General features: G+C 46.5%; 21 protein-coding genes. 13 read left to right on the top strand and 8 right to left on the bottom strand.

Features of this window, described 5'->3' with window-relative positions:
- Nucleotides 1-10: 10 nt before the first annotated feature.
- From ICL07_RS29950 to carA, 4 genes are all read left to right on the top strand, one after another.
- Nucleotides 11-1,006 carry a DNA-directed RNA polymerase subunit alpha gene (locus tag ICL07_RS29950; RefSeq protein WP_078666999.1) on the top strand — a complete coding sequence of 332 codons (996 nt, stop codon included), beginning with the start codon at nt 11-13 and terminating at the stop codon, nt 1,004-1,006.
- A gap of 118 nt (nt 1,007-1,124) precedes the next feature.
- The gene (gene rplQ, locus ICL07_RS29945) at nt 1,125-1,622 is read left to right on the top strand and encodes a 50S ribosomal protein L17 (RefSeq protein WP_188091752.1); all 498 of its coding nucleotides are present in this window, start codon (nt 1,125-1,127) and stop codon (nt 1,620-1,622) included.
- Between the two features lie 131 nt (nt 1,623-1,753).
- Nucleotides 1,754-2,578, top strand: a complete 825-nt coding sequence (locus ICL07_RS29940) for a hypothetical protein (protein WP_188091751.1) — start codon at nt 1,754-1,756, stop codon at nt 2,576-2,578.
- A gap of 137 nt (nt 2,579-2,715) precedes the next feature.
- Nucleotides 2,716-3,828, top strand: a complete 1,113-nt coding sequence (gene carA, locus ICL07_RS29935) for a glutamine-hydrolyzing carbamoyl-phosphate synthase small subunit (RefSeq protein WP_188091750.1) — start codon at nt 2,716-2,718, stop codon at nt 3,826-3,828.
- Between the two features lie 686 nt (nt 3,829-4,514).
- Here carA and ICL07_RS29930 read toward each other — a convergent pair.
- On the bottom strand, nt 4,515-5,714 hold the full coding sequence (locus tag ICL07_RS29930; protein WP_188091749.1) for a pyridoxal phosphate-dependent aminotransferase: 1,200 nt from the start codon (nt 5,712-5,714) through the stop codon (nt 4,515-4,517).
- A gap of 108 nt (nt 5,715-5,822) precedes the next feature.
- Complete coding sequence (locus ICL07_RS29925; RefSeq protein WP_246485208.1) at nt 5,823-6,221, bottom strand: DUF1573 domain-containing protein; 399 nt, start codon at nt 6,219-6,221, stop codon at nt 5,823-5,825.
- 219 nt (nt 6,222-6,440) lie between these two features.
- On the opposite strand from ICL07_RS29925, the gene ICL07_RS29920 reads away from it, so the two are divergent.
- The 3 genes from ICL07_RS29920 (at nt 6,441) to ICL07_RS29910 (ending at nt 11,009) form a co-directional block, all read left to right on the top strand.
- A complete protein-coding gene (locus ICL07_RS29920) occupies nt 6,441-8,819 on the top strand; it encodes an alpha-ketoacid dehydrogenase subunit alpha/beta (protein WP_246485207.1) in 2,379 nt (792 codons plus the stop codon).
- 220 nt (nt 8,820-9,039) lie between these two features.
- Nucleotides 9,040-10,005, top strand: coding sequence for a D-2-hydroxyacid dehydrogenase (locus tag ICL07_RS29915; protein ID WP_188091747.1), 966 nt, complete (start codon nt 9,040-9,042; stop codon nt 10,003-10,005).
- Between the two features lie 275 nt (nt 10,006-10,280).
- Nucleotides 10,281-11,009 carry a response regulator transcription factor gene (locus ICL07_RS29910; RefSeq protein WP_188091746.1) on the top strand — a complete coding sequence of 243 codons (729 nt, stop codon included), beginning with the start codon at nt 10,281-10,283 and terminating at the stop codon, nt 11,007-11,009.
- Between the two features lie 72 nt (nt 11,010-11,081).
- Here ICL07_RS29910 and ICL07_RS29905 read toward each other — a convergent pair whose 3' ends face one another.
- On the bottom strand, nt 11,082-11,792 hold the full coding sequence (locus tag ICL07_RS29905; protein ID WP_188091745.1) for a YebC/PmpR family DNA-binding transcriptional regulator: 711 nt from the start codon (nt 11,790-11,792) through the stop codon (nt 11,082-11,084).
- A 175-nt stretch (nt 11,793-11,967) separates the two neighbouring features.
- Complete coding sequence (locus ICL07_RS29900; RefSeq protein WP_223152145.1) at nt 11,968-13,386, bottom strand: amino acid permease; 1,419 nt, start codon at nt 13,384-13,386, stop codon at nt 11,968-11,970.
- A gap of 251 nt (nt 13,387-13,637) precedes the next feature.
- Between ICL07_RS29900 and ICL07_RS29895 the strand changes: the two genes are divergently transcribed.
- The 3 genes from ICL07_RS29895 to ICL07_RS29885 all read left to right on the top strand — a co-directional run bounded on the left by ICL07_RS29895 (nt 13,638) and on the right by ICL07_RS29885 (nt 16,999).
- Complete coding sequence (locus ICL07_RS29895; RefSeq protein WP_188091743.1) at nt 13,638-14,954, top strand: dicarboxylate/amino acid:cation symporter; 1,317 nt, start codon at nt 13,638-13,640, stop codon at nt 14,952-14,954.
- A 48-nt stretch (nt 14,955-15,002) separates the two neighbouring features.
- On the top strand, nt 15,003-15,689 hold the full coding sequence (locus tag ICL07_RS29890; protein ID WP_188091742.1) for a DedA family protein: 687 nt from the start codon (nt 15,003-15,005) through the stop codon (nt 15,687-15,689).
- Between the two features lie 74 nt (nt 15,690-15,763).
- Complete coding sequence (locus tag ICL07_RS29885; protein ID WP_188091741.1) at nt 15,764-16,999, top strand: MFS transporter; 1,236 nt, start codon at nt 15,764-15,766, stop codon at nt 16,997-16,999.
- Here the strand turns inward: ICL07_RS29885 and ICL07_RS29880 are convergent.
- The 3 genes from ICL07_RS29880 to ICL07_RS29870 all read right to left on the bottom strand — a co-directional run bounded on the left by ICL07_RS29880 (nt 16,996) and on the right by ICL07_RS29870 (nt 19,211).
- A complete protein-coding gene (locus tag ICL07_RS29880) occupies nt 16,996-17,457 on the bottom strand; it encodes a MarR family winged helix-turn-helix transcriptional regulator (RefSeq protein ID WP_188091740.1) in 462 nt (153 codons plus the stop codon). The two genes, ICL07_RS29885 and ICL07_RS29880, sit on opposite strands and share 4 nt — an antisense overlap.
- A 230-nt stretch (nt 17,458-17,687) precedes the next feature.
- Nucleotides 17,688-18,629 (bottom strand): malate dehydrogenase, encoded by a 942-nt coding sequence (gene mdh / locus ICL07_RS29875; RefSeq protein WP_188091739.1) that lies wholly within the window; start codon nt 18,627-18,629, stop codon nt 17,688-17,690.
- 87 nt (nt 18,630-18,716) lie between these two features.
- Entirely contained in the window at nt 18,717-19,211 is a 495-nt protein-coding gene (locus ICL07_RS29870) for a peroxiredoxin family protein (RefSeq protein WP_188091738.1), read from the bottom strand.
- Between the two features lie 191 nt (nt 19,212-19,402).
- On the opposite strand from ICL07_RS29870, the gene efp reads away from it, so the two are divergent.
- The 3 genes from efp to accC all read left to right on the top strand — a co-directional run bounded on the left by efp (nt 19,403) and on the right by accC (nt 22,029).
- Nucleotides 19,403-19,969 (top strand): elongation factor P, encoded by a 567-nt coding sequence (efp, locus tag ICL07_RS29865; RefSeq protein ID WP_188091737.1) that lies wholly within the window; start codon nt 19,403-19,405, stop codon nt 19,967-19,969.
- 108 nt (nt 19,970-20,077) lie between these two features.
- Nucleotides 20,078-20,563 (top strand): acetyl-CoA carboxylase biotin carboxyl carrier protein, encoded by a 486-nt coding sequence (gene accB / locus ICL07_RS29860; protein WP_188091736.1) that lies wholly within the window; start codon nt 20,078-20,080, stop codon nt 20,561-20,563.
- Between the two features lie 128 nt (nt 20,564-20,691).
- Nucleotides 20,692-22,029, top strand: coding sequence for an acetyl-CoA carboxylase biotin carboxylase subunit (accC, locus tag ICL07_RS29855; RefSeq protein WP_188091735.1), 1,338 nt, complete (start codon nt 20,692-20,694; stop codon nt 22,027-22,029).
- Between the two features lie 54 nt (nt 22,030-22,083).
- On the opposite strand, the gene ICL07_RS29850 is transcribed toward accC, so the two are convergent.
- Nucleotides 22,084-22,938: a hypothetical protein gene (locus tag ICL07_RS29850; RefSeq protein ID WP_188091734.1), complete on the bottom strand. Its 855-nt coding sequence runs from the start codon at nt 22,936-22,938 to the stop codon at nt 22,084-22,086.
- Nucleotides 22,939-23,074: the final 136 nt, after the last annotated feature.

Raw genomic sequence — 23,074 nt, 5'->3', positions numbered from 1 at the left:
TATCATATCAATGGCAATTTTAAATTTCCAGAAACCTGATAAGATCGTATTGCAGAAGTCTACCGACTTTGAAGCTCAATTCGAATTCCGTCCATTAGAACCAGGTTATGCTGTGACTATCGGTAATGCGTTACGTCGCGTACTGTTGTCTTCTTTGGAGGGCTATGCCATTGTGGGTATAAAAATTGAAGGCGCCGATCACGAATTCGCTACACTCAGAGGTGTTACCGAAGACGTTACAGAGATCATCCTGAACCTGAAACAGGTTCGTTTCAAAAAGATCGCTGAAAACGACGTAACGAATGAAAAGATTACCCTGTCCATCAAAGGCAAAACAGAATTCCGCGCGGATATGATCGAAAAAGCCACCAGCGCTTTCCAGATCATGAACCCGGAACTGCTGATCTGCACCCTGGACCCTTCTGCCAAACTGGATATCGAACTGACTATCGGCAAGGGCCGCGGTTACGTGCCAGCAGAGGAAAATAAACCCAAAGATGCAGTATTCGGCTACATCGCTATTGACTCTATCTTTACGCCCATCAAAAACGTAAAGTACAGCATAGAAAATACCCGTGTGGAACAAAAAACCGACTATGAGAAACTCATCATGGAGGTTGTTACAGACGGTACCATCCACCCGGAAGAAGCAGTAAAACAAGCTTCCCGCATCCTCATTCAGCACCTGATGATCATCACCGATGAAAACATCAGCTTTGATACCAAAGACACTGAAAAAGAAGATGTGGTGGATGAACAAACACTGCAACTGCGTAAGATCCTGAAAACACCACTGGAAGATCTCGATCTGAGCGTGCGTGCCTTCAACTGTCTGAAAGCAGCGAAAATCAACTCCCTGAGCGAACTGGTACAATACGAACAGGAAGAACTGATGAAGTTCAGAAACTTCGGCCAGAAATCCCTCAGCGAAATCGAACAAGTGCTCGGCGAAAGAGGCCTGCACTTCGGTATGGACCTGTCCAAACTGAAACTCGAAGAAGAATAAAATTATTTGATCATTTGATTATTTAAATATTTAAATAATCAAATGACCAAATTCCAAATCCTTTTATAAAAGTACCTTACAATTCCTGACACGGTGTAAGGGTAAAACAACTAATGTCATGCGTCACGGAGTTAAATTAAACAAATTAAGCAGAACTGCTGCCCACCGCAAAAGCCTGATGTCTAACCTGGCTTGCGAACTGATCAGCCACAAACGTATCACCACTACCCTCGCTAAAGCGAAAGCACTGCGTGTTTACGTTGAACCGCTGCTCACAAGAGGCAAAAACGACTCTACCCACAACCGTAGAATCGTGTTCGGCTACCTGCAGGATAAAGAAGCTATCAAAGAACTGTTCGGCGTGATCAGTGAGAAAATAGCAACCCGTCCTGGTGGTTACACCCGTATCATTAAGCTGGGTAAACGTCATGGGGATAACGCAGAAGTTGCCCTGATTGAGCTGGTTGATTTCAACGAAATCTACGGCGCTCCAACAGAAAAAGCTGCTGCTAAGAAAACCCGTCGTGCTGGTGGTGCTAAAAAGAAAGCTGACGCTGCTGCTCCTGCTGCAGAAAAAGCTGCTGACACTACTACCGAAGAAAAATCAGCTGAGTAGTCGTTCATTACGATACAAGAAAAAAGGACAAAGCCATGCTTTGTCCTTTTTTTATGATTGAATAAATGTATTTATTTTGTAATATTATGGTGTATTTCCCCCCGGGGATAACCAACACCTAATCATAGCCTATGAAATACCTGCTCTGCGGGAGCTGCTCGCACGCCAATCCCCTGAAATCGGAATACCTTACCTTTTGTGACGCTTGTGGTAAAAAACTGCCCAATTCCTTCGCCGACTGGCGAAAACTCCATCCAATGGGTTCTTTCCCGGAATATCAGCAAACGGTAGGCATCTCCATAAAAGAAAAAAAGCCCAATGCGGCTAAAGCATGGATAAAAACACAACTGCAACCGGCCAATAAAGGAAAAGTTATCGTGTTTTTCTCCCTGGTACTGGTATTGCTGGCTACTGCCGGTACGCTATTCGGTAAAAAGGCTGTCTTCAGCCTGCTGTACGCCAAAGTCCCGAAATCGTACCTGTACGCCAGCTGGCAAACGGCCACCATCGGCCGCCAGGCCCTGGAAATCAGTACGCCGGTCAAACTCTGGATACATGATCAGCCCCTGGACCCCGAGGCCGCCAAAGTCACGGAATATGCCAAAAGCTACCGTAATGAAGAGGGTGGAGGCATCCGGATTACAGTCAATATGTACAGTTACTTTGAAAATGTAACCAATACCCTGGAAAATGCACTGGCTGACAGTCATCATACCATGGAACCGGAGGATATGTCTGACATGCAGGCCAAAACTACGCCAGTGCTCGTTTCAGGCATACAAGGCCGGCTGGAAGAAGGTAATTATCTGTATAAAGGCGGTATCCGCCTGGCTTTCCAGAACCTGCTGGTGGTAAAAGGAGCCAATCGCTGGGAGATTTTAATCCACTACCGGGATGACGACCCCATCGGTCCACAAGTAGCCAGGCGCGTACTAAAGTCATTAAAAATTAAATAAGCGGGACTTCAGGCAAAAAAAATCTGTAATTAAACCTTGCATTTCATAACTTTGCACGGTTTTTTATCCGAACCTTCAGGGCGTACTAACCCTTGAAGGTTTTTTTTAAAATATAAAAACAAGAACAGATACCAGAAATGCCTCAGACAAGAACCATCCAGCCTGCCATACTGTTGCTCGACGACGGTACGGTTTTTCAGGGAAAAGCTTTTGGGAAAATTGGCACTGCCGCCGGTGAATTAGCTTTCAATACCGGTATGACGGGTTACCAGGAAGTGTTTACAGACCCTTCTTACAAAGGACAGGTACTTATCATGAACAACTGCTATATCGGCAACTACGGCACCCGTACAGAGGACGTAGAAAGCAGCAGTGTGAAGATAAGTGGTCTGATTGCGAAAAATATCGCGTACAACTATTCCAGGAAGATGGCCGATGAGTCCCTGGAAAAGTTCCTGACCGATAACAACCTGGTAGCCATTTATGATGTGGATACCCGCGCCCTGGTTTCCCATATCCGCAGCAAAGGTGCTATGAACTGCATCATTTCTTCCGAGATCCTCGACGTGGAGCAGCTGAAAACGCAGCTGGCACAGGTACCTTCTATGGAAGGGCTGGCCCTCTGCCAGGAAGTGACCACCCAGGAGCCTTATTTTATCGGTGATCCGGCTGCAGACATCCGCATCGCTGTAATGGACAACGGCGTAAAAAGAAACATGCTGAAATGCCTGTCCGAAAAAGGAGCTTACCTGAAAGTATTCCCTACGGATACCAAATTTGAAGTATGCGAGGAATTTAAACCACACGCTTACTTTATCTCTAACGGTCCTGGCGACCCGGCTCCGCTGAAATACGCCGTGGAAACCGTGAAGCAGATCCTGGCCGCAGAAAGACCGATGTTCGGTATCTGCCTCGGTCACCAGCTGCTGGCCCTGGCTAATGGTATCCCGACTTATAAAATGCACCACGGTCACCGCGGTCTCAACCACCCGGTGAAAAACCTGAAAACCGGTCTGTGTGAAATCACCACGCAGAACCACGGTTTCGCGGTAGACGCTGCTGCAGTAGCTGCCAGCGAACAGGTGGAAGTTACTCACATCAACCTGAACGACAATACCGTGGAAGGTATCCGTATTAAGAACAAACCGGCATTCTCCGTACAATATCACCCGGAAAGCACGCCTGGTCCGTTCGACTCCCGCTATCTGTTCGATGATTTCTTTGAAATGATCAAGGCTAATCGGAAATAAGCACCATTAACAAGACTGGAATATAATAGAGACGGTCCCGAGGAATCGGGACCGTTGCATTTTAAAATTCCACGTTATGAAAACAAACGAAAATACTATGCAACTAGGCATTAGCTTTTCCGCCGTTTTATTACATAACAATATTATAAAAAAAAGGTGTGTAATGTTGAAATGAAGTACCGAAAATTTTAGCAAATCAGGCTAAATCGTGGATTTTCGGCAGTTTTGAGGTGAAAACCGGCATATTGGAACAAAAAAATACGGCTCTGTGATCAGAGCCGTTTGCCTTTATAAATTCCACGTTATGAAAAACTGATACAAAAATACGATATTTTGCTAAAACGTTTTAGTAAGCTTTATACTTTTTACAGATTACTGATAATTCTCTTTCTGTAATGTGGATTCAAAGGTCGCTCCAAAAAAACGTTTGTCGAAATTCTCCAGGTTAAATTTTTCTTAAACAAGTTTAGATTTTGCAATCTATCGTATATGTAAATATTTTTATTTTTGTTGTTTTTTTAGATCTTTTGTTGTTTCTGGATCAAATATACAAAACAAAAGATGAAAAAACCAAGAGGTGTACATTAAAAAATGATGAATTAAGCATAAAAAGTAAACATATAATTAAATATAATATATTATCGGCTTATCCATCTTCTGTATCAACTCCTGGCTTTTCCGGAAAATTATTTGCTGGTACGGCCCGGATATACTTCTAATGCCTTTTCCAGACAAACTATTGCATGACGAATGTCATCACGGTTTAGTACATAAGCTAACCTCACTTCCTTTTTGCCCAGGCCGGGAGTAGCATAAAAACCGGTAGCCGGAGACATCATCACCGTTTGTTTTTCGTATTCAAAAGATTCGAGCATCCATTGGCAGAACTTATCGGAATCATCGATCGGCAGACTGGCCATGGCATAAAATGCACCACCCGGATTAGGGCAGAACACACCAGGGATCTTATTCAGGCCTTCTACCAATACATCCCGGCGGCTCTGGTATTCCGCCTTAATACCATCGAAATAATCCAGCGGAAGATCTACAGCTGCTTCACCGGCGATCTGTGCAAAAGAAGGAGGGCTCAGGCGGGCCTGCGCAAACTTCATGGCAGCGTCCAGTACCACCTGGTTTTTAGTCACGAAAGCACCGATACGGCCACCGCAGGCGCTGTAACGTTTGGAGATGGTATCCATCAGGATAACATTGTCATCCATACCTTCCAGGTTCATCGCGGAGAAATGTTCGCCGGCATAGCAGAACTCACGGTATGCTTCGTCGGAGAACAGGAACAGGTTGTGTTTCAGACACAGCTGTTTCAACACTTCCATTTCTTCCTTGCTGTACAGGTACCCGGTGGGGTTATTAGGGTTACAGATCAGGATAGCTTTGGTACGGGGCGTAATAGCCGCTTCAAAAGCTTCCATGGCGGGCAGTGCAAAACCTGTTTCGATATTGGCAGTAATCGTTTTGATTTTCACCTCGGCTTCTACTGCAAAACCATTGTAGTTGGCGTAGAAAGGCTCAGGAACAATCACCTCATCTCCCGGATCAAGACAGGCCATAAATGCAAACACGATGGCTTCGGAACCGCCGGTGGTCACAATGATCTGGTTATGGTTCAGGGAAACATTGAACCGGCTGTAATATTCCACCAGTTTGCGACGGTAACTTTCATTACCCGCGCTGTGGCTATATTCCAGGATCTTGAAATCGGAATGGCGCACCGCATCCAGCACCGGTTTCGGGGTTTCGATATCGGGTTGTCCGATGTTCAGGTGATATACCTTCACACCTCTTTTCTTGGCTGCTTCGGCGAAGGGAACAAGTTTTCTGATGGGAGAAGATGGCATTTGCACACCTCTCTGGCTAATGGTAGGCATAAAATTGTTTTGATCTTTTGCCCTGCAAAGATAGGGGTTACAAGGGGCAACAAAAAAACCTTACAGCGCGCCGCTGCAAGGTTTTTAAAATATGTTGTTAAACTAAAATTAGTTGTTGGCTACTGTACCGGTCAGATGCAGTTCTTTGTCTGATTCAACTCCTTTGAATTTCACCCAGATCGTTTTGTTCTGCTGACCTAAACCGTTGGCGCTGTAATTAGCCGTGATTTTACCTTTTTTACCAGGCAGAATCGGCTCCTGCGTCCATTTCGGTGTGGTGCAGCCACAGCTGGCGCGTGCTGCTTCAATCAAAACAGGTTCTTTTGAAATGTTGGTGAATTCGAAATCAACTGTTACCGGCTTGTTCAGTGCGGTTTTTCCGAAATCAACGGTTTCTTTCGCAAATTTTACTTTTGTGTCTGCCGGATTAGGCTGAGACTGTGCCCACAAAGCTGTAGTAATCAACAAGCTGGCGAATAGGGACAAGATGAATTTTTTCATTTTCATATGATGGTTTTAGCGCGACTGGTTAAAAAATATAAATTTCTTTTCGACCATGGGCAAATTTACGGCCAAAAAGTAATTGTTACCTTGTAATTTATTAAAATCTTATTAAAAAAAATCAGATTATTTTAAATGCGCTTCAGTAAGCCGTTTTTCAACTGTATAATTAACCTTACTTTTGTACTTTAACCATGAGGCATGATAGAAAATAAAGCACTATCTATGAATATAGAAAGCCGGTTGTCATTCGAAGAATTCCGTAAGGAGGTATTAAATGACTACAGGTTGGCCTGCGAAAGCAGGGAAGTTAGTCTGCTGGCCCGCCGGGAAGTACTCACGGGCAAGGCTAAGTTTGGCATCTTTGGAGATGGAAAGGAAGTGGCACAGGTGGCGATGTCCAAATACTTCAAGCCAGGCGATTTCCGCTCCGGTTATTATCGCGACCAGACTGTTGCATTTGCCACTGGTATCGCTACTGCTGAACAATTTTTCTCGCAATTATATGCTGACCCCGATCAGCAACATGATCCCTTCTCCGGTGGCCGCCAGATGAACTCGCATTTTGCGACGCCTAACCTGGATCAGGACGGTAACTGGCTTCCGCTTACAGAGATGAAAAACTCGGCAGCGGACATGGCGCCTACTGCAGGTCAGATGCCGCGTGCCCTGGGACTGGCATACGCTTCCAAAATGTTCCGGGATGTGGAAGTACTCCATGATCTCAAAAATCTCTCTGATAACGGTAACGAAATCTGTTTCGCTACTATCGGTGACGCCTCTACGTCGGAAGGCCATTTCTGGGAAACCATGAATGCTGCGGGCGTACTGCAGGTGCCACTGGCGGTATTCGTATGGGACGATGGTTACGGTATCTCTGTACCACGTAAATACCAGACTACAAAAAACTCTATCAGCGCCGCGCTGGAAGGCTTCCGTAAAGCGGATGGCACCAACGGCTTTGATATCTATAACGTGAAAGGCTGGGACTACGCCGGCATGTGTGAAGTATTTGAAGCGGCTATCCGCAAAATACGGGAAACACATACCCCTGCTCTGTTCCATGTGGAGGAAATCACACAACCGCAAGGTCATTCTACCAGCGGCTCTCACGAGCGTTACAAAAGCAAGGAACGCCTGTCCTGGGAAAAAGAATTCGACTGCAATCTCAAAATGCGGTCCTGGATACTGGAGAACGCCCTGTGCGACGAAGAAACACTGGTGAAGATAGAAGCCGATGCTAAAGTCAATGCGCAGGACGCCCGCAAAGCCGCCTGGGAAAAATATATCACGCCGATTAAACAGGAAGTACTGCGCTTTGTGGCCCTGGCTGCACCGGTAGCAGAAGTGGCCGGTGCCAATGCTGAACTGGTATCCCAACAGATACAGGAACTGCAGGCTAACCGCGAACCACAACGCCGGGATATCCTGAAAGCAGCTGCCACCATTCTTATAAGGCACCGCCAGCTGAAAACTGCAGATGCGGTGCAGGAATTACAACAGTACTATGATCAGTACCTGCTGACGGAAAAAGAAAACTACAATACCTACCTGCACGCTACCGGCGCCAACTCCGTACATAACGTACCCGTAGTGCCGGCAACGTATAACGATGACGCCACTACGCTCAACGGATACGAAGTGCTGAATAAATATTTTGACCAGCTGATTGCCAACAACCCCAAAGTATTTGCTTTTGGAGAAGATGTCGGAAAAATCGGCGACGTAAACCAGGGTTTTGCCGGCTTACAACAGAAACATGGTCCGCTGCGTATAACGGATACGGGTATACGTGAACTCACCATCATGGGACAAGGTATCGGCATGGCGCTGCGTGGACTGCGTCCTATCGCGGAAATCCAGTACCTGGATTACATGCTGTACGGACTGCAACCCCTGAGCGATGATGTGGCCTCCCTGCAATACCGCACCAAAGGCATACAACACTGCCCGATTATTGTGCGTACCCGTGGCCACCGCCTGGAAGGTATCTGGCATAGCGGTTCACCGATGGGTATGATCATTCATGCCTTAAGGGGTATGAATGTATGCGTACCGCGTAACATGGTGCAGGCAGCCGGTATGTACAACACCCTGCTGCAGGCCAACGAGCCCGCGCTGGTGATTGAATCACTGAATGGCTACCGCCTGAAGGAAAAACTGCCTTCCAACCTGGAAACATTCACGGTGCCGCTGGGTGTGCCGGAAGTACTGAAAGAAGGTACGGACGTAACGCTGGTGACCTACGGTTCCATGACCCGCATTGTGGAAGAAGCCATGGTAACACTGGATGAACTGGGTATCTCCTGTGAACTGATAGACGTGCAAACTTTACTGCCATTCGATATTCACCACAGCATTGTGAACTCATTGAAGAAAACCAACCGTATCGCCTTCATCGATGAAGACGTACCGGGAGGCGGCAGCGCCTATATGTTCCAGCAGGTAATGGAAAATCAGGGTGGTTACCGCTGGCTGGATGTGGCGCCACGTACTTTGAGCGCACAGGCGCATCGTCCGGCTTATGGCTCTGATGGCGATTATTTCTCCAAACCTAATGCAGAAGATGTAATAAAGATGGTATTGGAGATGATGGAAGAATAGAATAAAACTTGTTTATAATTGGCGAAGCCACCGTACATGCATCCAATCTGCATATGCGGTGGCTTCTGTTTTAAATTTAATCAAGCAGTTATTGCAAGCTTAGTATTTTGCTATTATGGCGCAGCAAAGGTGTGGTATTTTTTCAAACTACAGCCTGGCAGCGGATTGAGTTAATAATTATTTAATTCATCATGTATATTTAACGAACAAACAAAAATATATGAAAAACATAGTTGTATTGGACGGATATGCTTTAAACCCGGGAGATCTGGACTGGGCGCCGTTGAAGGCTTTGGGGAACGTGACTATCTACGACCGTACGCCGGCCGGCCAGGTAGCCGAACGGGCAAAAGACGCCCATATCCTGCTGACCAACAAGGCTATTGTAAGCGCGGAAACGATCAAAAACCTGCCTTTTTTGGAATATATCGGGGTAATGGCTACAGGCTATAACGTAGTCGATATTCCGGCCGCTACGGCCCGGAAAATACCTGTTACCAATGTTCCCGCTTACAGTACTGCTTCAGTGGCGCAGCTTACCTTTGCCTTAATATTGGAATGGTGTCATCACACCGGAATGCATGCCGATAGTGTGAGAGCCGGAGAATGGGCTGCCAGCAAGGATTTTAGCTATTGGAAAACACCACTGACCGAACTGGAGGGCCTTACCCTGGGTATTGTTGGGCTGGGTCAGATAGGGCAGGCGGTAGCAAAAATAGCGCTGGCCTTCGGCATGAAAGTGATCGCTTATCATAAGCATCCGGAGCGGGACAAGATGGAGGGGGTAACTTTTGTGGACCTGGCCACCTGTTTCCGGGAGGCAGACATCGTATCACTGCATTGTCCGTTGAACCAGGAAAACAGGGAGTTTGTGAATGCAGCTTTATTGCACACGATGAAAAAAACAGCTTTTTTAGTCAATACCAGCCGTGGGCCGCTCATACAGGAGGCTGATCTGGCGGAGGCGCTAAGGGAAGGCATAATAGCGGGAGCAGGGCTGGATGTACTTTCCACGGAGCCGCCGGCGGCGGACCATCCGCTGACAACGGCGCCGGGTACTATCATTACCCCGCATATCGCCTGGGCCACACAGGCAGCCAGAAGCCGGTTAATGCGGGTGGCAGTAGAGAATGTTGAAAAATATCTGCATGGCGAACGACAAAATACTATCAATAAAATACAATAAAATATTATTTTAATATTTTTATCATGTGTTTGTATTTTTAAGTAGAATCTCTTATAAATAACTATTAATTTTTGTCTGATGAATGAATAAACTGAACATCCCCCATAAACTGAATAGAATGGTCACCGGTTTTAGTATAATTTTGAAAACGTATATTTTACCCTTATAGATTTAAAATATATAAAAACGGGGCGGTACCTTCCCGGGTCGACCGCGTTTTTATGAAGGGGGAAGTCACTAAATTCAGGAAGTCACCTTCAAAATTCAACCGAAATATGAAATCACGTATTCTTTTAGTAGAGGACGATGAATTTTTTGCCAAAGTGCTCAAGCGTCAGCTGGAGCGTGCCAATTTTGAAGTAACGCATGCCATCGACGGACAGGCCGGTTGGGAGAAATTCCAGGAAACAATTTTTGATTTATGCATCCTGGACGTGGTGATGCCCAGGAAAGATGGTTTTACGCTGGCAGGGGAAATACGGGCGATGGATTTTAATATTCCCATCGTGTTCACGTCTTCCCGTTACATGGAACAGGACAGGTTGCAGGGGTTTGATATCGGGGCGGATGATTACCTGGTAAAGCCTTTTAATACGGATGAGCTGATCAGCCGTATCAAAGTGTACATTAAACGCAGCCGTCTGCTTCGGAGTGAGAAGCGGATTGTCTATACCGTTGGTAACCTTGTTTTCGATTATTCCCAGCTTCAGCTGCGGCATAAAGACAATGAGGTGGAGAATCATGTGCGGATCGCTCCCAAGGAGGCGGAATTACTGCGCTATCTCTGCGAAAACTCTAATAAAAAACTCAAACGGGAGCATATCCTGGCGAGTGTTTGGGGGGCAGACGGTTACCTGGCACAACGGGTAATGGATGTTTACCTGAGCCGCTTACGCCGGCATATTGCAATGGACCCATCTATCCGGATAGACACCTTTCATGGAAAGGGGTTGATGCTGGTCATTAATGAGATGGACCGTACCCACATCATTGAAAAGGCTTAAGCCTGATTGTTTTTTAAACCTGAAATAAAAACGTCCCGGTGTATACCGGGACGTTTTTTTATGGGAAATCGTTTATTTCAGATTGTAGAATACCTGCTGTACGTCATCGTCCTGCTCCAGGCGATCTACCAGTTCCAATACTTCCTTGGCCTGCTCTTCATTCAGTTCTACGGTAGTAGTAGGAATACGTTTCAGCTCAGAGCTGATCACTTCCAGCCCTTTGTCTTCCAGCGCTTTGGCCATATTGCCAAATTCGTTGAAAGCAGCGCGGATAATGATATTGCCTTCGCTGTCTTCCCCGATTTCTTCCAGACCGAAATCAATCAGTTCCAACTCCAGTTCTTCCAGGTCCTGGCCTGCATTTTTTACTTTGAACTCACCTACGCGGTTGAACAGGAAACCTACGGAGCCGCTGTTACCCAGCGCGCCGCCGCCTTTGGTAAAATGCATACGCAGGTTAGCCACGGTACGGGTGGTATTATCAGTAGCAGTATCGATCATCACCGCTACACCGTGAGGAGCGTAACCTTCGTATACCACTTCTTCGTAATCAGTCTTGTCTTTACCCATGGCACGTTTGATAGCGGCTTCCACACGGTCTTTCGGCATGTTGGCGCTTTTCGCGTTGAGTATACAACGGCGCAGTGCAGGGTTATTATCGGGGTCGGGGCCACCGTTTTTTACTGCGATAGCGATTTCTTTACCGACTCTTGTGAATGCTTTAGCCATCCTGTCCCAGCGGGCAAACATGGTTGACTTTCTTACTTCAAATATCCTTCCCATAATGGGTTATAAATTAATTATTTGTGAATGATAACAATTGGAGGTATGTACCTCAAAAGGCTAATAAAGATGCAAATTTAGAGAACTTTCTGCTAAAATGGAGCCTCTTTGTAACGAAAAACCGCCCAGGCGATGCCCGGGCGGTGGTGACGAATATGATGCAGTAATCACCGGATTACAGCTTTTGCTGTTCGTTACGGCCGATGATACTGTTTTTCTTGCTGTAGGTAAAGTAGATCACTAAACCGAGGCCCATCCAGATAGCCAGTCGTAACCAGGTATCCCAGGGCAGGGCGCCCATCATCACGATACAGATGATAATGCCCATGATCGGTACAAAAGGCACCAGCGGTGTTTTGAATGGTCTGGGTGCATCCGGGTTTTTCTTACGCATAATCATGATACCTATGCAAACCAGCACGAATGCGAAGAGGGTACCGATGCTCACCATTTCACCCACTACGTGTACCGGTACGAACGCGGAGAACAGGCTCACAAACACCATGAACAGCAGGTTGGATTTATACGGTGTGCGGTATTTCGGATGTACTTCAGAAAAGGTTTTAGGCAGCAGGCCGTCTTTGGACATGGAGTAAAACACGCGGGACTGCCCCATGAGCATTACCAGGATTACGGAAGTGTAACCAGCCAGGATAGCGAGGATAATAGCCTGTTGCAGCCAGCCATAAGGTGTTTTTGCAATAGCGATGGCTACCGGTGCGGCGCTGTCTTTAAATTCTTTATAGTTGGCGAGGCCGGTCATTACGTGGGCAAACAATACGTACAGTATGGTGCAGATAACGAGGGAACCAAGGATACCGATAGGCATGTCTTTCTGCGGTTTTTTGGCTTCCTGTGCAGCAGTAGATACCGCATCAAAACCAATGAACGCAAAGAATACCACGGCAGCACCGCGTAATACGCCAGAGATACCGAAATGGCCAAAGCCTTCATTTTCCGGGATATAAGGCGTATAGTTGGAAGGATTTACGTGGTTCCATCCTACTGCGATGAATACCAGTACTACCGTTACTTTCAGCGCTACCAGCAAGGCATTGGTGAAAGCGGATTCGCGGGTACCGCGGATCAGCAGCATGGACAGGGCGCCTACGATAATGATCGCAGGGAAGTTGAGCCAGCCATGTACGGCGGTACCATCTACCAGGGTAACGGTTTCAAATGGCGAGGCCGTTAACTGTGCCGGCAGATGTATGTTAAAATGATGCAGGAATTTTACCAGGTACTGCGACCAGCTGATGGCTACGGTAGCCGCGCCTAGTGCGTATTCCAGCACCAGGTCCCATCCGATGATCCAGGCCATGAATTCTCCCATGGTAGCATAGGAGTAAGTATAGGCGCTACCGGCAATAGGAATCATGGAGGCAAATTCGGCATAGCATAAACCTGCAAAAGCGCAACCAATGGCGCCTACGAGGAAGGAGATAGTAACAGCGGGACCGGCATTGTTGGCTGCTGCCAGACCAGTCAGGGAAAACAGACCTGCGCCGATGATAGCGCCGATACCCAAAGCCACCAGGTTAGTAGCCGATAGAGATCGTTTCAGTCCTTTCTCTGACTCGCTCGCTTCGTTCATGAGCTGACTTAAAGACTTGGTTCTGGAAAATAAAAGACCCATACAAAAGAAAAGTTGTGGTTGATGTTTTAAGGTAGTTTAGTTCTGTTGTGTTGTATGTCGATCCGTCAAATATAATATCTAAAATCTATACAGGATACTTTTATTTTGCCCGGAAACGCTTATTTGTACCGGCAGAACCTTATTTTTGGGAAATTTTCCGGTTACAACAATTATTAAATTTTTTAAAGAAGAAAAAATCCTGGCGTTGCATGAAGAAATCATCCAATAAGCTTACGCTGTTCATTTTTATTGCCATGGTGGTAGGTATCGCTACCGGTTATGGTGTTTGGTTAGCTTATGGCGCCCCTGCCGGTGAGGTGGTAAAAACTGCCGCCACAGCTGCCGCAAAGGCTCCCCTGACTCCTCCGGAAGTATTTGCGGACCGGATCTCTATCCTGACAGATATTTTCCTGCGACTGGTAAAAATGATCATCGCCCCGCTGGTGTTTTCCACCCTGGTAGTAGGCGTGGCTAAAATGGGTGATATCAAAGCGGTAGGCCGTGTAGGTGGTAAAACCATGCTGTGGTTTATCAGTGCAACCTTTGTATCATTGTTCCTGGGTCTGATACTGGTGAATATTATGCAACCCGGCGTATCGCTGAAGTTGCCGCTGCCGGATACACACGCCAGTACCGGCATTGCCAAGGCAGATATGACCCTGAGAGGCTTTTTCCATCACGTGGTGCCTGATAGTGTGATAGATGCGATGGCCAGAAACGAAATCCTGCAAATTGTGATATTCGCTATCTTCTTTGGCGTGGCTGCTGCTGCTATCGGTGAAAAAGCGCAGCCGGTGGTTAAGCTGATGGATAGCGTGGCGCATATCATGCTGAAAGTGACCGGCTTTGTGATGAACTTCGCCCCTTTCGCGGTATTTGGCGCCATGGCTGCTATTATCGCTACCAAAGGGCTTTCGGTGCTGATCGTGTATGGTAAATTTATTATTCAGTTTTATGCCGGCTTGTTCAGTCTATGGATCGTGATCGGATTGGTAGGATGGCTAATACTGGGCAAACGGGTATTCCGCCTGCTGGCCGGTATTAAAGATCCGTTGTTACTGGCTTTCGGTACTGCCAGCAGTGAAGCGGCTTATCCGCGTACCATGGCGGAGCTGGAGAAGTTCGGCTGCGACAACCGTATTGTAAGTTTTGTATTACCCCTGGGCTATTCCTTTAACCTGGATGGCTCTATGATGTATATGACATTCGCGAGCCTGTTTATTGCACAGGCTTATGAGATGCCGCTGAGCATTGAACAACAGATTACCATGCTGTTGGTATTGATGATCACCAGTAAGGGTATTGCCGGTGTACCGAGAGCCTCCCTCGTGGTAATTGCCGGTACCCTGTCCATGTTCCACATTCCGGAAGCGGGCCTCTTACTGCTGCTGGGAGTGGATCACCTGCTGGATATGGGCCGTTCTGCTACCAACGTAATCGGTAATGCAATGGCTACTGCGGTGGTATCTAAATGGGAGAATAAGCTGGGAGATGGCGATGACGCGGAACTTTTAGTTAACAAATAGATAACAGTTTTATTCTTATTTTACCGATTCTGAACAGAATTATTTAGCATGGACCAGATTTTAGAGTTTTTTAAACACCTCATTAACCCCTCGTGGATTATTGAACATGGTGGCCTGTACCTGTTACTGGCGATTATTTTTGCGGAAACCGGTTTATTTATTGGCTTCTTCCTCCCCGGCGATTCCCTGCTCTTTGTGGCAGGTATTTACAGTGAAGACCTCTGTAAGAGTTTCTTTGACATGCCGTTTTTTGTAGTGATGCTGCTGATTGCTATTGCCGGCGTATTAGGTAACATGGTAGGCTTCTGGTTTGGTAAAAAATCCGGCCCGCTGTTATTTAAGAAAAAAGATACCTTTTTCTTCAAGAAAAAACATTTACACCAGGCACATGATTTCTTTGTGAAATACGGTGGCGGCGCTATCTTCCTGGCCCGTTTCCTGCCCATCATCCGTACGTTTGCCCCTATTGTGGCCGGCGTGGTAGACATGGACAAAAAGAAATTCATGCTGTTTAACGTGATCGGTTCCTTCTCCTGGGTATTCTCCATGATGCTGGCCGGTCATTACCTGGACAAATTTTTCCCGAATCTTAAAAATCACCTCGAACTGATTATCCTGGTGATCATCCTGATTACGACACTACCGGTAATTATTAAACTGCTCTCCGGAAAAGTGAAACATCATCCGGAGCATGACCAGTCAGAGGTTGGCAAAGCATCCGATACTACTTTATAATATTTTTTAAAAAAGGGCTCATTTGCAGCCCTTTTTTTATTTTAACTGTTATTGATTTTATCAACCAATTCCACATGAAAACTGATAGCCGCTCTGCTTCTATCTTTAACATTGCAGTGATCGTTGCATCACTGGGTTATTTCGTAGATATCTACGATTTGCTGTTATTTACGATTGTACGGGTACCCAGCCTGAAAGAGCTGGGATTGCCGCAAAACGAAATTGACGCCGGCGCCGGTCTGCTGTTGATTAATATCCAGATGCTCGGCTTGTTGATAGGCGGCATTGTATGGGGTATTATCGGCGACAAAAAAGGACGTTTAAGCGTATTGTTCGGGTCTATTCTTATTTACTCCGTCGCCAATATTGCCAATGGTTTTGTACACGGTATCAACGGATATGTGTTATGGCGTTTTGTTGCCGGCTTTGGTCTGGCAGGTGAACTGGGAGCGGGTATTACGCTGGTGTCGGAAATTCTGCCGAAAGAAAAAAGAGGCTATGGTACCATGATTGTGGCTACTGTGGGGGTTTCGGGCGCTGTCGCCGCCAATCTGATCGCAAAACTGGTGGGCGACTGGCGTATCTGTTATTTTATCGGTGGCGGGCTGGGCCTTTGTTTACTGGTATTACGGGTGAGTGTAATGGAATCGCATATGTTTAATGCCGTCAGGACATCTGCTACTACGAGGGGGAGTTTCCTGGCATTGTTTACCAGTAAGGAGCGGTTTCTGAAGTATCTGAAATGTATTCTGTTGGGTGCGCCTACCTGGTTTGTGGTAGGAATCCTGATTGCTTTTTCCAATAAGTTTGCGAAAGAAATGAATGTTGCCGGTGCTATCAGTCCGGGTGATGCAGTGGCTTTCACTTATGCAGGGCTTGTCTTGGGTGATTTTTCATCCGGTTTTATGAGCCAGTTATGGCAAAGCAGGCGTAAGGTAATGTTGTTATTCCTGGTGCTGACAGGCGCCATGGTGGCCGTTTACCTGAATATGTTCGGCGCCCCTGTCTGGGTATTTTACACGGTATGTTTTATCCTCGGTTTCAGCGTTGGTTTCTGGGCCATTTTTGTGACTATTGCAGCCGAAAGTTTTGGTACCAATTTACGGGCAACCGTGGCCACTACGGTGCCCAATTTTGCACGGGGTATGTTGCCGCTGATATCCCTGTTGTTTGTACAGGTGCAGCGCTATTTCACCTTTCTGCAAAGCGGTGCGGTGGTAGCGGTAGTATGCATTGGTGCTGCCATGGTAGCAGCCTGGAATATTGAGGAAACGTTCGGGAAAGACCTGAACTACCTGGAAGAGCTTTAGTGGTAGGCTTCCAGCATTTTGTCCAGCAGTTTATTCAGCTGGCTGATTTCCTTTTCGTTGAGTGCTTTGAAGATGTCATTTAACTGGGAGAGTTCCGCGTCGATGGCGCTGAGTAGTTCCATGCCTTTGATGGTAATTTTCACGTCTACCGCTCTTCTGTCCAATTCACAGCTTTTACGTTCCACCAGGTCTGTTTTGCGGAGCCTTTCCACGAGGCGGGACACATCGCTCATTTTGTCGAGCATACGGTCCTTGAGTACGTTGATACTGGCTGCTTTGGGGTGTTGTCCGCGAAGGATGCGCAGTATATTATACTGCTGCATGGTGATGTCATAACGTTTGAAAAACTGCTGATGGCGGGAGGCGATCCAGTTACCCACAAAGATGAGGCTCACGAGTCCCCGCTGATATTCATCGCCGAAATTTTTTTGTGTGATGAGCTTTTCGAGATTTGACATACGCTGTTGCTATGAGTTAGCGAAATGGTGCCCGTTTTAGATTTGGAAGTATTTCATTTATACCAGTTTACGCAGGCTTGTAATCAAAATTACGAATCTTTTTTAACACTAGTTAACATTAGCATGAGGGGAGATGCCGGTATTTTTCCCGTGGATTTATAAAATAACAACGGATTACAGCAGCGAAAAAAATTCGGTTGCTGTAATCCGTTATGTGTTGGGATACAGGTTTAAGCAGTAGCAGACTGCATTTTATCCAAAACGTCCATTACTTCTTTCACGTGTTGGGCAGAAGTATTGAGCAGTGCTTTTTCGTCGGCATTGAGTTGCAGTTCCAGTATTTTTTCGATACCGTTTTTACCCAGTACTACGGGAACGCCGAGGTAGATGTCTTTCAGGCCATATTCACCGGTGAGCCATGCGCACACAGGGAAGATGCGTTTTTCGTTTTTAACGATCGCTTCTACCATTTGGGCTGCTGCTGCGCCGGGAGCGTACCAGGCAGAAGTGCCCAGCAGGTTCACGATTTCGCCACCACCCACTTTGGTGCGTTGGATGATAGCCTCGAGTTTATCGGCGGCCACCAGTTCTGTTACCGGGATACCGCCTACGGTGGTATAGCGGGGGAGTGGCACCATGGTATCGCCATGGCCGCCCATCAGGATGGCCTGAATATCTTTAGGGGAACATCCGATTTCATCTGCCAGGAAAGCGCGGTAGCGGGCAGTATCGAGGATACCGGCCATACCGAATACTTTGGAGCTGTCTTTCTTCGCCGTCAGGTAAGCGCAGTATGTCATGACGTCCAGCGGATTGCTGACAACAATGATAATCGCGTCCGGAGAGTGTTTGGTAATATTTTCGGTAACTGACTTCACAATGTTGGCGTTGGTAGAAATCAGGTCATCGCGGCTCATACCGGGTTTGCGGGGAAGCCCGGATGTGATCACTACCACGTCGCTGTTGGCTGTTTTAGCATAGTCATTGGTGACGCCTGTCACTTTGGTACTGTAATAATCAATGGGTGCCTGTTGCCAAGTGTCCAGCGCCTTTCCTTCAGCTGTTCCTTCTTTAATATCCAATAAAACCACTTCCTGCAGAAAATCTCTATGGGCCAGCACATTGGCGCAGGTCGCGCCCACATTTCCAGCTCCTACTACTGTAACTTTCATCTTGTCGTTAGCTTTAAAAGTGAAGAATGATTATAATAAACAAATGTAATGATTCGGGATCAGATCCGGCGGCCGCACAGACACTATTTACTTCAGGTAATGCACCAGGGAATCCAGTTTTACCGTGCCTTCGAATCCTTTGATAAACTGTTGTTTTTTATCATACAAATAGAGGCCGGGGAAGTAGTGGAGGTCATAGAAGTACATGATCTGCCGGGTAGGTTCGCTGGCCATAATAATATTGGGGTAGTTTTTGATATTATAATGATCATAATATTCCTTCATTTGCTCTACCTTGAAGGGTGTTACCATCAGGATCTGGGTCTTTTTGAATTTATCGATGTTTTTCAGCACTTCTTCCGTCAGGTGTTTACAGTGGTCACAATCTACACTGAAAACGAACATCATCACTTTTTCATTCTTGCGGAGGTCATTTTTGGTAATGGTGTGGCCATCCGGCAGGGTGAGGGGAAAGGCAGGTACGATCGGATACTGCAGGTAAGCAGGTTTGGTGGGGGTAGTACTTTGAGCCTTCAGGAACATTGGTACACAACACAATACAAATAATAAAAGCTTACGCATACTGGTGTAAATTTGCTTGTTTTAAAATTCAATTTAGGCCTTTAATGTCATTTATTGGAGAAAAAAGACGAAAATTGAGCCGAAAAGAGACGAATCTGCCTAATTTTAGGAATTAGTTGTTCGTTCATATGCAAAAATTTCTACTTTTGCAATCCGTATAAATTTTTAACTTAAAATCAGTAACCTAATTTATGGCTACCACCGCAGATATCAGAACAGGATTAATCATCAAGCTGGATAACAGTTTGTATTCTGTTGTAGAGTTTGGTCAAAACAAAACCGCCCGTGCTGCAGCAAAAGTTTGGGCTAAATTGAAGGGCGTTGACAATAGCCGTTCTATAGAGCATACCTGGAACTCTGGTGATACCATTTTCCCGGTTCGCATCGAGAAAAAAGCATTCCAGTATTTATATAAGGATGACACCGGTTATAACTTCATGGACAACGAAACTTTTGAGCAGATCGCTATGCCTGAACAGTCTATCGACGCGCCTCAGTTTCTGAAAGAAGGACAGGAAGTAGCTGTTCAGATCAATACTGAAACCGAACAATACATGTCGGTAGAACTGCCTGACAAGATTGTGGTAACCGTCACTTATTCCGAACCGGGTGTAAAAGGTGACACCGCAACCCGTACTTTAAAACCTGCTACTGTAGAGACAGGCGCTACCGTAATGGTGCCGCTGTTTGTGGACGAGGGAGAACAAATCCGTGTGAATACCAAAACCGGTGAATACATCGAGAGAGTAAAAGCATAATTCATTTTCTGAAATTATTTATTGGATAGCGGGCTGCCCTCAAGGCGGCCCCGGTTGTCCGGTAAAGGACCATATACGTTCATAAATTATAAACCAAAAACTGTCTACATGGACTTTAAACAGATTCAGGAACTGGTAAAAATGATTAACAAATCAAATATCAGTGAACTGAGCATTGAGCAGGACAAGTTCAAGATTACAATAAAACAGAAAGACAACGAGGTACAACAGGTAATCACTGTTCCTGCGGCCGCAGCGCCTATTCAGACGGTAGTAGCTGCAGCTCCGGCAGCTACACCGGCACCCGCAGCCGCAACAGCGCCCGCTGCTGCGCCTTCTGCTCCTAAAGCAGATAACCTGATCACTATCAAATCTCCGATGATCGGTACCTTCTACCGCTCTGCCGGACCTGATAAAGCTCCATTCATCAATGTAGGCGATGAAGTAACTGCCGGTAAGGTAGTATGCATCATTGAAGCGATGAAGTTATTCAACGAAATCGAAAGTGAAGTTAGCGGTAAGATCGTCAAAGTTCTTGTTGACGACGCTACTCCGGTAGAATACGATCAACCTTTGTTTTTAGTAGAACCGTAATAAACAGCCATTAGCGCCTGGTAGTTAGCCTTTAGCCTTAACAGTATTTTTTGAAGGGTTAAAGGCTAACTACTAAGATCTAATGGCTGAATGCTGCTTAGCTATTATATTAACTTATAAGGAAAACAATGTTTAAAAAAATATTGATTGCCAACCGTGGCGAGATTGCCCTTCGGATTATCCGTACCTGTAAGGAAATGGGTATCAAAACGGTAGCAGTTTATTCTACTGCAGATAAAGACAGCCTGCATGTGAAGTTTGCGGATGAAGCTGTGTGTATTGGTAAACCGCAGAGCAGCGAATCTTACCTGAACATCCCTCACCTCATGGCTGCCGCCGAGATCACCAATGCAGACGCTATCCACCCGGGCTACGGCTTTCTGGCGGAAAATGCGCGTTTCGCTGAGATCTGCGGTGAGCATGGTATCAAATTCATCGGCCCCACTCCGGACATGATCCGTAAAATGGGTGATAAGATGACAGCGAAAGAAACCATGGTTGCTGCCGGTGTACCTGTTATTCCGGGATCTGAAGGCCTGCTCCAGAGCGTTGAAGAAGCCAAAGTACTCGCTAAAAATATGGGTCTCCCTGTTATCCTGAAAGCTACTGCCGGCGGTGGTGGTAAAGGTATGCGTGTAGTTTGGGACGAGAGCGAACTGGAGAATGCCTACAATATGGCTAAAAACGAAGCCCGCGCTGCTTTCAATAACGATGGTATCTACATGGAGAAATTTGTGGAAGAACCCCGTCACATTGAAATCCAGGTTGCAGGCGACCAATATGGCAAAGTATGCCACCTGTCTGAAAGGGACTGCTCTATCCAGCGCCGTCACCAGAAGCTGGTAGAGGAATCTCCTTCTCCTTTTATGACACCGGAACTGCGTGAAAAAATGGGTGAAGCGGCTATCAAGGCTGCCAGCGCCATTAACTACGAAAGCGTGGGTACTATCGAGTTCCTGGTAGATAAACACCGCAACTTCTACTTCATGGAAATGAACACCCGTATCCAGGTGGAACACGGTGTGACAGAAGAGGTGATCAACTTTGACCTGGTAAAGGAACAAATCAAGATCGCTGCCGGCATTCCTATCTCCGGTAAAAACTATACGCCACAGATGCATGCTATCGAGTGCCGTATCAACGCAGAAGATCCGTACAACGATTTCCGTCCTTCTCCGGGCAAAATCACTACCCTGCATATCCCGGGTGGCCACGGCGTACGCGTGGATTCCCACATCTATGCCGGTTATGTGATTCCTCCGTATTACGATTCCATGGTGGCTAAAATTATTACCATGGCGCAAACCCGTGAGGAAGCTATCAACACCATGGAGCGCGCACTGAGCGAGTTCGTGATTGAAGGCGTTAAAACAACTATTCCTTTCCATCAGCAGCTGATGCGTAATGAAGACTTCCGTAAGGGTAACTTTACGACCAAGTTCACCGAAACCTTCAAACTGGTGTAAGAAAGTGCACTTTATTAAAAGAGCTCCGGAGATCGTCTCCGGAGCTCTTTTGTTTTAAGGGAGGTATTGGTATTGAATGGCCACCCTGGACATATAAATGCCCAGCATATAGGTTTGGAGGAATGGCGGCTCTGGCAAAAACTCTGTGGGCAGCCCGTTTGCATCGTAGCTGAGCACCTGGTAGGCGTTGTTTTTATTATAGTTTTTATCAGTCAGTTGCCATACCGGATGCAGGTTGTGGAAATCAGTTTTGTTGTCGAACGTATAGTAAAAGGTCAGTGTATCGGGAGGAGCGCAGTAGGGAGCGCAAAGAGAGTCTGGCAGGCTGATCTCTTTACGGATACGTTCAATTTTCGTTGCATTGCCGGCAGTGTTGTAGTAGTAATTGGTCGTGAACCGATAGCGCGGGCTACTGATCATCAATTCCGTGGTGACCGCCTGGCTGATCCGGTTGAGGTGATCGTAATGGTAGTTGGTACACCGGAACGGCTGGTCGTGAATACGTGCAGGCGTATTGATGGTATCATAGGTTCCCATAATGTACTGGGAGTCGCTACTGACGCGGCCGGCCTGGTCATAGATATAACGATAGGCCATTTCATAGGAGCTGAGCTCCGAGTCATAGGCCCCGATTCTGGCCACCAGGCGGTGCTGCTGGTCGTATCTGAAGAGCCACATGGGTTTGCCGGTGGAGACTACGCTGGGAACGATCCGTTCCGGATATCCGTGGCTGTCATAATAAACCCGGAATGAATCGGGGTATGAATCGTGTTTATCGTTAATCTGAACGATTCGGGCCGGTGAAGGTAAGGGAGGGAGTACAATCGGGTCGCCTGATTTAAGGCAGGCCGTTAGCAACATGGTGGCAATGAGGGCACAGTACAGCAGGCCACATGGATTTTTTTTCATGGGTATATTGATTGAAGGTGAAAAATGCCTTACCGGCAGGGATGTACGGGTTAAAAGGAACGTAGGGGTAACGGTTAGGGATATATTTTTAATTTACACAGAAATCCTGAAAAAACAAAGCCCCGGATAAAAATCC

The organism is Chitinophaga qingshengii, assembly GCF_014529935.1.
GTDB classification, from domain to species: Bacteria; Bacteroidota; Bacteroidia; order Chitinophagales; family Chitinophagaceae; genus Chitinophaga; species Chitinophaga qingshengii.
Note: the sequence above shows the minus strand (reverse complement) of the source record. Positions and strands in the feature narration are given on the sequence as shown.

Coding starts and splice junctions, on each gene's coding strand:
- ICL07_RS29950 (WP_078666999.1), top strand. CDS start 11: ATGGCAATTTTAAATTTCCAGAAACCTGATAAGATCGTATTGCAGAAG.
- carA (WP_188091750.1), top strand. CDS start 2,716: ATGCCTCAGACAAGAACCATCCAGCCTGCCATACTGTTGCTCGACGAC.
- ICL07_RS29880 (WP_188091740.1), bottom strand. CDS start 17,457: ATGTCAAATCTCGAAAAGCTCATCACACAAAAAAATTTCGGCGATGAA.
- ICL07_RS29895 (WP_188091743.1), top strand. CDS start 13,638: ATGAAGAAATCATCCAATAAGCTTACGCTGTTCATTTTTATTGCCATG.
- ICL07_RS29905 (WP_188091745.1), bottom strand. CDS start 11,792: ATGGGAAGGATATTTGAAGTAAGAAAGTCAACCATGTTTGCCCGCTGG.
- ICL07_RS29925 (WP_246485208.1), bottom strand. CDS start 6,221: ATGAAAATGAAAAAATTCATCTTGTCCCTATTCGCCAGCTTGTTGATT.
- efp (WP_188091737.1), top strand. CDS start 19,403: ATGGCTACCACCGCAGATATCAGAACAGGATTAATCATCAAGCTGGAT.
- ICL07_RS29885 (WP_188091741.1), top strand. CDS start 15,764: ATGAAAACTGATAGCCGCTCTGCTTCTATCTTTAACATTGCAGTGATC.
- ICL07_RS29900 (WP_223152145.1), bottom strand. CDS start 13,386: ATGAACGAAGCGAGCGAGTCAGAGAAAGGACTGAAACGATCTCTATCG.
- accB (WP_188091736.1), top strand. CDS start 20,078: ATGGACTTTAAACAGATTCAGGAACTGGTAAAAATGATTAACAAATCA.
- ICL07_RS29870 (WP_188091738.1), bottom strand. CDS start 19,211: ATGCGTAAGCTTTTATTATTTGTATTGTGTTGTGTACCAATGTTCCTG.
- mdh (WP_188091739.1), bottom strand. CDS start 18,629: ATGAAAGTTACAGTAGTAGGAGCTGGAAATGTGGGCGCGACCTGCGCC.
- ICL07_RS29940 (WP_188091751.1), top strand. CDS start 1,754: ATGAAATACCTGCTCTGCGGGAGCTGCTCGCACGCCAATCCCCTGAAA.
- rplQ (WP_188091752.1), top strand. CDS start 1,125: ATGCGTCACGGAGTTAAATTAAACAAATTAAGCAGAACTGCTGCCCAC.
- ICL07_RS29910 (WP_188091746.1), top strand. CDS start 10,281: ATGAAATCACGTATTCTTTTAGTAGAGGACGATGAATTTTTTGCCAAA.
- ICL07_RS29890 (WP_188091742.1), top strand. CDS start 15,003: ATGGACCAGATTTTAGAGTTTTTTAAACACCTCATTAACCCCTCGTGG.
- ICL07_RS29915 (WP_188091747.1), top strand. CDS start 9,040: ATGAAAAACATAGTTGTATTGGACGGATATGCTTTAAACCCGGGAGAT.
- ICL07_RS29920 (WP_246485207.1), top strand. CDS start 6,441: ATGAATATAGAAAGCCGGTTGTCATTCGAAGAATTCCGTAAGGAGGTA.
- ICL07_RS29930 (WP_188091749.1), bottom strand. CDS start 5,714: ATGCCTACCATTAGCCAGAGAGGTGTGCAAATGCCATCTTCTCCCATC.
- accC (WP_188091735.1), top strand. CDS start 20,692: ATGTTTAAAAAAATATTGATTGCCAACCGTGGCGAGATTGCCCTTCGG.
- ICL07_RS29850 (WP_188091734.1), bottom strand. CDS start 22,938: ATGAAAAAAAATCCATGTGGCCTGCTGTACTGTGCCCTCATTGCCACC.